The following is a 10,139-nucleotide window of genomic DNA, read 5'->3' as shown; positions in this document are numbered from 1 at the left end:
GCTTTCGCTTGCTAACTCGAGGTGGCGTATATTACGCTTTCCTCATTCAGTGTCAACCGTTTATTTCATCCGATTGCCGCTGTTTTTAATCTTTCCGACCGGTCACTTCGTGATGTTGTTCACGTTGTTCCCTGTCGATGGAGCGGCATTATAGGGAGTTCTCAGCAAGCCGCAACCCCTAATTTCAATTATTTTATCAACCGTTCAGAAAAACATCGAATGCGTTAATTACGCTCAATGAATGAATAAAAAACGGGCTCCAAATCGCTTTGGAGCCCGTAACTGGCTTTTTATCTACTGATTACTGTCTTGCGACAATGTGATCATTTTCCACATCAACAGTAATTGGCTTACCTGGAATCAGCTTACCTGACAAGATTTGCTGCGCCAGCGGGTTTTCAATCTCCTGCTGGATGGCACGTTTCAATGGACGCGCACCATAAACAGGGTCAAAACCGGTATTGCCAAGCAGTTCAAGCGCGGCATCGGTCAGCGTTGCTGAATAGCCGTGTTCTTCCAAACGTTTATACAAACGCTCCAGCTGAATCTTCGCGATATTTTTGATATGCGCATGACCCAGTGGATGGAACACAACCACTTCATCTATACGGTTGATGAATTCCGGACGGAAGCTGTGTGTCACCACTTCCATGACGGATTCTTTCATCTGCGCATAGCTCGCCTCGCCGAAATGCTGCTGGATAATGTCGGAGCCCAGGTTAGAAGTCATGATCACTACCGTATTACGGAAGTCGACCGTTCTGCCCTGCCCGTCCGTTAAGCGACCGTCATCCAACACCTGTAATAAAATGTTGAACACATCCGGGTGCGCTTTCTCTACTTCATCTAATAAGATGACAGAGTAAGGACGGCGACGAACCGCTTCGGTCAGGTAGCCCCCTTCCTCATAACCAACATAACCCGGAGGCGCACCGACCAGACGTGACACGGAGTGTTTCTCCATAAACTCTGACATATCGATGCGGACCATCGCGTCATCACTGTTAAACAGGAATGTCGCCAGTGCTTTACACAGCTCTGTTTTACCGACACCGGTCGGCCCGAGGAACAGGAATGACCCGATAGGTCGGTTTGGATCCGACAATCCTGCGCGACTACGACGAATCGCATTGGATACCGCTTCGACCGCTTCGTTCTGACCAATCACGCGGCTGTGCAGCTCCTCTTCCATACGCAGCAGTTTTTCACGTTCGCTTTCCAGCATGCGTGCCACCGGAATACCGGTCCAGCGCGCCAGCACGTCGGCAATTTCCACATCTGTTACGCGGTTGCGTAACAGCTTCATGGTTTTACCTTCCGCCTGAGTGGCGGCTGCCAGCTGTTTTTCCAGTTCAGGGATTTTCCCGTACTGCAATTCTGACATACGGGCCAAATCACCCACGCGACGAGCTTGCTCCAGCGTGATCTTCGCCTGCTCGAGTTCGGCTTTGATATTCTGTGTGCCGGTCAGGGACGCTTTTTCCGCTTTCCACTCTTCTTCCAGCTCAGAATATTCGCGCTCTTTCTGGTTCAGTTCAGTTTCTAGCATCTCCAAACGTTTCACACTGGCGTCATCCGATTCTTTCTTCAGTGCCTGTTGTTCCAGTTTCAGCTGGATGATACGGCGGTCGAGACGATCAAGAGACTCAGGTTTAGAGTCCATCTGCATACGAATGCTGGACGCCGCTTCATCTATCAGGTCAATTGCTTTATCCGGCAACTGGCGATCCGAGATGTAGCGGTGCGACAGAGTTGCCGCCGCAACGATCGCCGGATCGGTAATTTGCACATGGTGATGCAGCTCGTAGCGTTCTTTCAGCCCACGCAAAATCGCAATGGTGTCTTCGACAGAAGGCTCGGCCACAAACACTTTCTGGAAACGACGTTCTAACGCCGCATCCTTTTCAATGAACTGGCGATACTCATTTAACGTCGTCGCACCCACGCAGTGAAGTTCACCTCGCGCCAGCGCTGGTTTCAGCATGTTACCGGCATCCATCGCGCCGTCCGCTTTACCTGCACCGACCATTGTGTGCAATTCGTCGATGAACAGAATGACGTTCCCTTCCTGTTTTGCCAGATCGCTCAACAGGCCTTTCAGACGTTCTTCAAATTCACCGCGATATTTCGCCCCGGCAACTAACGCGCCCATATCAAGGGACAACACGCGTTTGTTTTTCAGCCCTTCCGGGACTTCACCATTAATGATGCGCTGCGCCAGACCTTCCGCAATGGCGGTTTTACCGACGCCAGGCTCACCAATCAGCACGGGGTTATTCTTGGTACGGCGTTGCAATACCTGAATAGTCCGCCGAATTTCTTCATCACGACCGATGACCGGGTCCAGTTTGCCCTGTTCGGCACGCTCGGTCAGATCGATAGTGAATTTCTTCAATGCCTGACGTTGGTCTTCGGCATTCTGGTCATCCACTTTCTCACCTCCACGCATTTGATCGATAGCCACAGCAATCTTCTCGGCCGTTGCGCCGCAGGCTTTCAACATATCAGTCAAAGAGCCGCGGTCTTTCATGACAGCCAGAACGAAGAGTTCTGAAGAAATAAAGGTATCAGCGCGTTGTTGCGCCAATTTGTCACAAAGATTTAAAACACGTACCAGCTCATGGGATGGTTGAACATCACCACCGGTACCTTCAACTTGCGGCAGACGCCCCAAAGCCTGATCAACATCCGTGCGCAGTTTCTGGGTATCAACCCCGGCTGCTGTTAATAAAGGACGCACGGTTCCGCCTTCCTGAGTGAGTAAAGCACTCATAAGATGGACGGGTTCGATAAATTGATTGTCGCGCCCGAGCGCGAGAGACTGAGCATCCGCGAGGGCAAGCTGGAATTTGCTGGTAAGACGATCCAGACGCATAACACCTCCAATACTGAACAAAATTGCTACTGGAGATTAGATGAGGTCAACCCTCACGTTTTCAAGGTTATCTTGGCAGTATATTCGGAGGACAGCTGCTATGCGCGATGGATCGTCTTGATTCGACAGGTTATATCAGCCAAATTAAACTTGCCAGCCGCCCGGTAATTCCGTCACGCCGGTAAGAGTAAAATTGGGTACTGTCAGACACGGTGCAATACTCGCCACCATAAATAGCCGTGACGCCCGCCGCCTGAAGGCGTAGCCGTGCAAGCAGGTAAATATCCGCCATGAATTTCTCACCCGCTGGCACAAATGCGGCCGATGATACGGGATCAAAAGCCATAAAGGCTTCACGCACTTCGCCCCCGACTTCAAACTGCGACGGCCCGATGGCTGGCCCGAGCCACGCCATAATCTTGTCCGGCGCTGATGCAAAACGGGAAACCGTATTTTCCAGCACACCTGCACACAATCCACGCCAGCCCGCATGCGCTGCTGCCACTTCATCACCCGCCTGATTACAGAAAAGAACCGGCAGGCAGTCAGCTGTCATTGCGGCACACACTACACCCGTTTCACAGGTATAAGCTGCATCGGCAACTAAAGCAGGAAGTGAAGGAGTTTGATGCGTCAGGTTAACAACATCGGTGCCATGAACCTGCTCCAGCCAATGCGGCGCAGACGGCAATTCACCGAGTTCGACCAGGCGCTGACGATTCGCCGCGACATGTTCAGGGCTATCTCCGACATGTCCGCCGAGATTAAGCGATCCGTAAGGAGGCAAACTGATGCCTCCCTGACGGGTTGTTGCACATGACCGTACCGATGCCGGTTGCGGCCATTGAGGCTGGATAAGCGAGCTCATTACCAGTTCATCTGATCCTTGAACTCTTCGGTATCGGCTTTGAGCGCATTGATCAGATCGACCATATCCTGAGGAAGCGGCGCATGCCATTCCATCTGGATACCGGTGACCGGATGATAAAGACGCAGCATAGTCGCGTGAAGAGCCTGACGATCGAATCCGCGCAGCATATTAATGAACGACTCGGAGGCGCCTTTTGGCAGGCGCGGACGACCACCATAGAGCTGATCGCCTAACAAAGGATGGTTGATATGTGCCATATGTACGCGGATCTGGTGTGTACGTCCGGACTCCAGGCGCAAACGCAAACGCGTATGAGCACGGAAATGCTCCATGATGCGATAGTGCGTAGTCGCCGGTTTACCCGTCGGATGGACCGCCATGTGCGTACGCTTGGTGGAATGGCGCGCAATCGGCTCATTCACTGTGCCGCCTGCCGTCATTGTACCAATCGCGACGGCTTCATATTCGCGGGTGATTTCGCGAGCCTGAAGTGCCGTCACCAGATGCGTTTGTGCCGGAACCGACTTTGCGACCACCATCAGACCGGTAGTATCTTTATCGAGACGGTGAACGATGCCACAGCGGGGAACGTCGATAATTGCAGGGTAATAATGAAGCAATGCGTTGAGCACTGTTCCATCCGGATTCCCTGCGCCCGGATGAACAACCAAATCGCGGGGTTTATTGATGACTAAAATATCAGTATCTTCATACACGATATCTAACGCGATATCTTGTGGCAGCCAACGCGCTTCTTCTTCAATTTGCGCATCGATTGCGATAGCCTCGCCACCCAACACTTTTTCTTTTGGTTTGGTCACTTTTTTGCCATTGACCGTGACCCTGTCTTCAAGGATCCAATCTTTTATGCGAGATCTTGAATAATCAGGGAACAATTCGGCCAAAGCCTGATCTAACCGTTGACCGAGTTGAGATTCGGCCACCGTTGCGGTGAGTTGTACTTGTTGTGCCATATGCAGCTTCTTGGTTAACGTTGGGTTTTCACGGCGATGCCGTTTAAAATAATGTGCTATTGTAGCTGGTCTTTGTCGGGAGCTTAACGGACAGTCTCCCAGAATAACACCTGAGGATAATCAAAACGTCATGACGCGTGTGAAATATCTGGTGGCAGCAGCCACGTTGAGCCTGGCGCTGGTCGGTTGCTCCAGTTCCAAAGAAACGGTTCCCGATAATCCGCCTAACGTCCTTTATGCGACTGCCCAGCAAAAGCTGCAGGACGGTAACTTTAAAGGCGCGATTGCGCAATTAGAAGCGCTGGATAACCGCTATCCGTTTGGGCCTTACTCGCAGCAAGTTCAGTTAGATCTGATTTATGCCTATTACAAGTCTGCTGACTTGCCAATGGCTCAGGCTTCTATTGATCGCTTTATGCGCCTGAACCCAACCCATCCCAATATCGACTACGTCATGTACATGCGTGGTTTGACGGATATGGCGTTGGATGACAGTGCACTGCAAGGATTTTTCGGTGTTGATCGCTCAGACCGCGATCCACAGCATGCACGTGCAGCATTCCGTGATTTCAGCCAGCTGATCCACTCGTATCCAAACAGCCAGTACGCCACTGATGCGACGAAACGTTTGGTATTCCTGAAAGATCGTTTAGCGAAATACGAGCTGTCAGTGGTGCAATACTACACTAAACGTGGCGCTTACGTCGCTGTCGTTAACCGTGTAGAGCAAATGCTGAAAGATTATCCGGATACGAAAGCAACGCACGACGCGCTGCCGTTGATGGAAAATGCCTACCGCGAACTGCAGCTGAACAACCAGGCTGACAAAGTCGCGAAAATTATTGCCGCCAATAGCGCAGCGTAATTTTACATGTCCGTACACAAACGGTAGCTCAGGCTGCCGTTTTTTTTGGCTCTTTTTTGGGGGAGTGAAAACAGAAAGGATAAAAAAATGCGCGGCAAAATTCTGGAAAAAACCGAAACAATAGCGTACTGATCCCATCAATCATGCCTGCTCCGGCAGCAAGTCTCAAGACCTTTCCCGCCATAAATTACCCTGGGTCACAGAATCTTCAAAGTTGACAAAAAGTGACAAAAAACCGTGGATTTGAGCACGCATTTCACAAAAAAGGCTGGTATGTTGGATTCATCGGAGACGGAAAAAGAGAGGTAAGTCATATGACAGTTAACATTACCAGTAAACAAATGGACATCACTCCCGCGATTCGTGAACACATCGAAGGACGTCTGAAAAAACTGGATAAATGGCAAACTCAGCTCATTAACCCGCACGTAATCCTGTCGAAAGGACCTCAGGGATTTGTCGCCGATGCGACCATCAGTACACCGAATGGCACACTGGTTGCCAGTGCCACGCATGATGATATGTATGCTGCCCTTAACGACATGACCACCAAACTTGAGCGTCAGCTCAACAAAGCGCAGCATAAGGGTGAAGCCCGCCGTGCAGAATCCGGCGTCAAAGAACTCAATCTGGAACCGGTGCAGGAAGAAGAGGAATAACCGGGTTATCCGAAAAGGCAGTTCACAACGCGCTCTCAGGAGCGCGTTTTTTGTGCCTGAAAGAAATCCTTATTGACACAGGGAAAACCCAGCGGTTACTTTAAGACTCAGTTCAACTTTATGGAAACAACACCTACATGAATACCCGTCTGTTTTTCTTCGCATTCTTTTTTACCTTCCCCTGATTGGGAGGCGTTTCGTCGCGAAAGAATGAATGCGAAGACGAACAACAAAGCCTCCTGAAAAGGGGGCTTTTTTTATACCTGCGTTTCACACAATTTTGCTGAAAGAAAGAACATCAAAAGGGTAATAACATGACCGAGAATTCATTACTGGCACTGCGCGAGCGCATCAGTGCATTAGATCTGAAACTGCTGGCCCTGCTGGCAGAACGACGTTCGATGGCGATTGAAGTCGCGCAATCCAAGATGCACTCTCACCGCCCTATTCGCGATAAAGAGCGCGAGATAGAACTGATTAATGCACTGATTCAGGAAGGAAAAAAACAAGGTCTGGACGGACATTACATCACCCGCGTTTATCAGCTTATTATCGAAGATTCCGTTCTGACACAGCAGGCACTTCTTCAGCAGCATCTGAACAAAACCAGTTCCGACTCCGCACGTATCGCGTTTCTTGGCCCGAAAGGCTCCTATTCACACCTCGCCGCCCGTCAGTTTGCTGCCCGTCATTTCGATCAGTTCATCGAATGCGGCTGCCAGAAATTCCAGGATATCTTCTCGCAGGTAGAAACCGGTCAGGCAGATTACGCAGTGTTGCCTATCGAAAACACCAGTTCCGGCTCAATCAATGACGTTTACGATTTGTTGCAACACACCAGCCTGTCGATTGTCGGCGAACTGACTAACCCTATTGATCACTGCGTTCTGGTCGCGACCGATACGGACCTTTCGCAGATCCAGACGGTCTACAGCCACCCGCAGCCGTTCCAGCAATGCAGCCAGTTCATCAACCGCTTCCCGCACTGGAAAATTGAATACTGCGAAAGCACCGCCGCTGCCATGGAAAAAGTGGCCGCCGCAAATTCGCCGCACATTGCCGCACTCGGCAGCGAAGCCGGTGGCGCACTGTATAAACTGCAAGTGCTTGAACACAATCTGGCGAATCAGAAGGAAAACATCACCCGCTTCATTATTCTGGCACGCAAAGCAATTGAAGTGACCGATCAGGTTCCTGCCAAAACCACTCTGATCATGGCGACAGGTCAGCAGGCAGGTGCGCTGGTGAATGCGCTGCTGGTTCTGCGCGATCAGGGCATCATCATGACGAAACTGGAATCTCGCCCGATTAACGGCAATCCGTGGGAAGAGATGTTTTATATCGACGTGCAGGCCAACCTGCGTTCGGAAGAGATGAAAAAAGCGCTGAAGGATCTGGCCCCGATCACACGTTCCCTGAAAGTGCTCGGTTGTTACCCCAGCGAAAACGTCGTGTCTGTCGATCTCTGACCGGTTATTTGAGCCAAAATAAAAGGGCGCTGCATCATGATGCGGCGCCCTTCTTTTTAACTGAATCAGCCGTTACTTACGGTTGTCGTTGGCCTGTCGCAATAACGCACCGCTTTCCTTCAGGAAGCGTGGTGCATAATCGCCAAACCAGTGCTCAACCTTTCTGAATTTGCTGATAAACGCGTCTTTATCACCGCTTTCCAGCAGCGCCAGCGCATCACCAAATCGCTGATAGTAACGCTTTATCAGTGCCAGATTGCTTTCGGAGGACATAATAATGTCTGCATAAAGCTGAGGATCCTGTGCAAACAGTCTCCCGACCATCGCCAGCTCGAGGCGGTAAATCGGCGAAGACAGCGCCAGTAACTGTTCAATCTGAACATTCTCTTCCGACAGATGTAAGCCATACGCGAATGTCGCGAAGTGGCGCAGCGCCTGAATAAAGGCCATGTTCTGATCGTGTTCAACCGCACTGATTTTATGCAACCGCGCGCCCCACACCTGCAACTGCTCCAGTAACCACTGGTATGCCTGCGGTTCGCGGCCATCGCAATACACCACAACCTGTTTTGCCAGGCTGCTGACATCCGGACCAAACATCGGATGCAGGCCAAGCACCGGGCCTTCGTGTACTGCCAGCATCGCCTGAAGCGGACGGTTTTTTACCGACGCCAGATCCACCAGAATGCAGTCATCAGGCAGTTTTGGCAGGCGGGCAATCACCTCTTCGGTCAGATGAATCGGCACGCTGACAATCACCATTCCGGCATCGGCCAGCAATGTTTCTGCCTGCGGCCAGTCTTCCTGCTCCAGAACCTTGACCTGATAACCGGACAACTCCAGCAGACGCGTGAACAAACGCCCCATCTGCCCGTTTCCACCGATAATCACTACCGGACGCAGCGCCGGATGCAACGTTTTAAAGCCTTTATCGTTTTCGCTTGAGTAGGACTCACGCATTACGCGGCGCAATACATCTTCAATCAGATCCGGCGGAACCCCGAGGTTCTGCGCTTCCTGACGGCGGGAGGCCAGCATTGCGGCTTCCCGTTCAGGCACATAAATCGGCAAACCATAACGGCTTTTGACTTCCCCGACTTCTGCCACCAGCGCCAGACGCCGTGATAAGAGATCTAACAACGCTTTATCGACGTCGTCGATCTGATCGCGCAACGCGTTAAGTTCTGCCACCATAAAAACTTACTCTCCTGCGATTCGTGCCGCCAGTGCGTCACCCAGTTCCTGATGCATGGTGCGTAACAGGTTTTCCGTGGTTTCCCAGTTGATACAGGCATCGGTTACCGACACACCGTATTTCATTTCTGAACGCGATTGTTCAGAAGACTGGCTACCTTCGTTCAGATGGCTTTCCAGCATCAGGCCCGTAATAGAGCGGTTGCCGGCCTTAATCTGATCAATTACGGACTGAGCCACAACGGGCTGGCGACGATAGTCTTTGTTTGAGTTACCGTGACTGCAATCTATCATCAAGGAAGGATGGAGTCCCGCGTCGCTCATCTGTTTTTCACACGCCTGAACGTCCTGCTCACTGTAATTTGGCGTTTTGCCGCCGCGTAAAATCACGTGACCGTCCGGGTTACCCTGGGTCTGCAACAGACAAACCTGACCGGCCTGATTGATGCCAACAAACCGGTGCGCCATTTCCGCTGCACGCATAGCATTGATTGCCGTGCCCAGGCTGCCGTCGGTACCGTTTTTGAAGCCTACCGGCATGGACAAACCTGACGCCATTTCGCGGTGAGTCTGAGATTCTGTCGTACGCGCACCGATTGCCGACCAGCTGAACAAATCGCCTAAGTACTGCGGGCTGTTTGGATCCAGCGCTTCGGTCGCCAGCGGTAATCCCATGCCAACCAGCTGCAACAGCAAATCACGCGCAATGTGCAAACCGGCTTCAACATCAAACGTGCCGTCCATGTGCGGGTCGTTGATCAAACCTTTCCAGCCTACCGTCGTGCGGGGCTTTTCGAAGTAAACACGCATCACGATGTACAGACGGTCGCTCAGTTCCGCTGCCAGCGTTTTCAGGTGACGCGCGTAATCGAGCGCGGCGTCAACGTCATGAATGGAACAAGGACCACACACCACCAGCAGACGAGGATCACGACCATGCACAATATCAGCGATGGTTTTACGTGCTTCGGAAATGCTGGTTTCGTCACTGACGCTTAAAGGAAAGCGATTTTTCAATTCTTCCGGGGTGATCAGGATTTGTTCGGCAGTGATATGAACATTATTCAGGGCGTCTTTTTGCATGATGGTGTTCCGCTTATCAGGAAAATGGGCTGCCATTGAGGCATCTGCGGACAACATTAACACAGCGCGTAAACTTATCAAGCCTTAGTTGTAAACTTAAAATTACCATTACCAGCCATTAAACCAGAATACGGAAAGTTAGGTTTACA

9 protein-coding genes and 1 other annotated feature are annotated in these 10,139 nt (G+C 51.2%); of the genes, 4 read left to right on the top strand and 5 right to left on the bottom strand.

The genetic code is table 11. The annotated features are described in order from the left end of the window. Positions 1–301: 301 nt before the first annotated feature. The 3 genes from clpB to rluD form a co-directional block, all read right to left on the bottom strand. A complete protein-coding gene (clpB, locus tag J8X26_RS17845) occupies positions 302–2,875 on the bottom strand; it encodes an ATP-dependent chaperone ClpB (protein WP_208951530.1) in 2,574 nt (857 codons plus the stop codon). Between the two features lie 130 nt (positions 2,876–3,005). Further along, positions 3,006–3,743, bottom strand: coding sequence for a purine nucleoside phosphorylase YfiH (gene yfiH, locus J8X26_RS17840; RefSeq protein ID WP_208951529.1), 738 nt, complete (start codon positions 3,741–3,743; stop codon positions 3,006–3,008). Continuing rightward, a complete protein-coding gene (gene rluD, locus J8X26_RS17835) occupies positions 3,743–4,720 on the bottom strand; it encodes a 23S rRNA pseudouridine(1911/1915/1917) synthase RluD (RefSeq protein ID WP_152323970.1) in 978 nt (325 codons plus the stop codon). Before rluD ends, yfiH begins: the two co-directional genes overlap by 1 nt. A gap of 130 nt (positions 4,721–4,850) precedes the next feature. On the opposite strand from rluD, the gene bamD reads away from it, so the two are divergent. From bamD to pheA, 4 genes are all read left to right on the top strand, one after another. Next, positions 4,851–5,585, top strand: a complete 735-nt coding sequence (bamD, locus tag J8X26_RS17830) for an outer membrane protein assembly factor BamD (RefSeq protein ID WP_104924502.1) — start codon at positions 4,851–4,853, stop codon at positions 5,583–5,585. A gap of 314 nt (positions 5,586–5,899) precedes the next feature. Continuing rightward, the gene (gene raiA, locus J8X26_RS17825; RefSeq protein WP_152323971.1) at positions 5,900–6,244 is read left to right on the top strand and encodes a ribosome-associated translation inhibitor RaiA; all 345 of its coding nucleotides are present in this window, start codon (positions 5,900–5,902) and stop codon (positions 6,242–6,244) included. Between the two features lie 136 nt (positions 6,245–6,380). Further along, positions 6,381–6,505: a sequence feature (Phe leader region), on the top strand. After that, positions 6,382–6,429: a hypothetical protein gene (locus J8X26_RS28055; protein ID WP_369794779.1), complete on the top strand. Its 48-nt coding sequence runs from the start codon at positions 6,382–6,384 to the stop codon at positions 6,427–6,429. Its footprint overlaps the feature before it by 48 nt. A gap of 53 nt (positions 6,506–6,558) precedes the next feature. Continuing rightward, on the top strand, positions 6,559–7,713 hold the full coding sequence (gene pheA, locus J8X26_RS17820; RefSeq protein ID WP_208951528.1) for a bifunctional chorismate mutase/prephenate dehydratase: 1,155 nt from the start codon (positions 6,559–6,561) through the stop codon (positions 7,711–7,713). Positions 7,714–7,785: 72 nt separating this feature from the next. Here pheA and tyrA read toward each other — a convergent pair whose 3' ends face one another. Further along, entirely contained in the window at positions 7,786–8,907 is a 1,122-nt protein-coding gene (gene tyrA / locus J8X26_RS17815) for a bifunctional chorismate mutase/prephenate dehydrogenase (protein WP_101078506.1), read from the bottom strand. Positions 8,908–8,913: 6 nt separating this feature from the next. After that, positions 8,914–9,990 (bottom strand): 3-deoxy-7-phosphoheptulonate synthase, encoded by a 1,077-nt coding sequence (locus J8X26_RS17810; RefSeq protein ID WP_208951527.1) that lies wholly within the window; start codon positions 9,988–9,990, stop codon positions 8,914–8,916. Positions 9,991–10,139 lie beyond the last annotated feature (149 nt).

The sequence above is a fragment of the Rahnella sp. ChDrAdgB13 genome (assembly GCF_017655185.1).
GTDB lineage: Bacteria > Pseudomonadota > Gammaproteobacteria > Enterobacterales > Enterobacteriaceae > Rahnella > Rahnella contaminans.
The sequence above is the reverse complement of the archived record's forward strand: the minus strand, read 5'-3'. Positions and strand labels throughout refer to the sequence as shown.

Coding starts and splice junctions, on each gene's coding strand:
- yfiH (WP_208951529.1), bottom strand. CDS start 3,743: ATGAGCTCGCTTATCCAGCCTCAATGGCCGCAACCGGCATCGGTACGG.
- J8X26_RS17810 (WP_208951527.1), bottom strand. CDS start 9,990: ATGCAAAAAGACGCCCTGAATAATGTTCATATCACTGCCGAACAAATC.
- tyrA (WP_101078506.1), bottom strand. CDS start 8,907: ATGGTGGCAGAACTTAACGCGTTGCGCGATCAGATCGACGACGTCGAT.
- clpB (WP_208951530.1), bottom strand. CDS start 2,875: ATGCGTCTGGATCGTCTTACCAGCAAATTCCAGCTTGCCCTCGCGGAT.
- rluD (WP_152323970.1), bottom strand. CDS start 4,720: ATGGCACAACAAGTACAACTCACCGCAACGGTGGCCGAATCTCAACTC.
- raiA (WP_152323971.1), top strand. CDS start 5,900: ATGACAGTTAACATTACCAGTAAACAAATGGACATCACTCCCGCGATT.
- bamD (WP_104924502.1), top strand. CDS start 4,851: ATGACGCGTGTGAAATATCTGGTGGCAGCAGCCACGTTGAGCCTGGCG.
- pheA (WP_208951528.1), top strand. CDS start 6,559: ATGACCGAGAATTCATTACTGGCACTGCGCGAGCGCATCAGTGCATTA.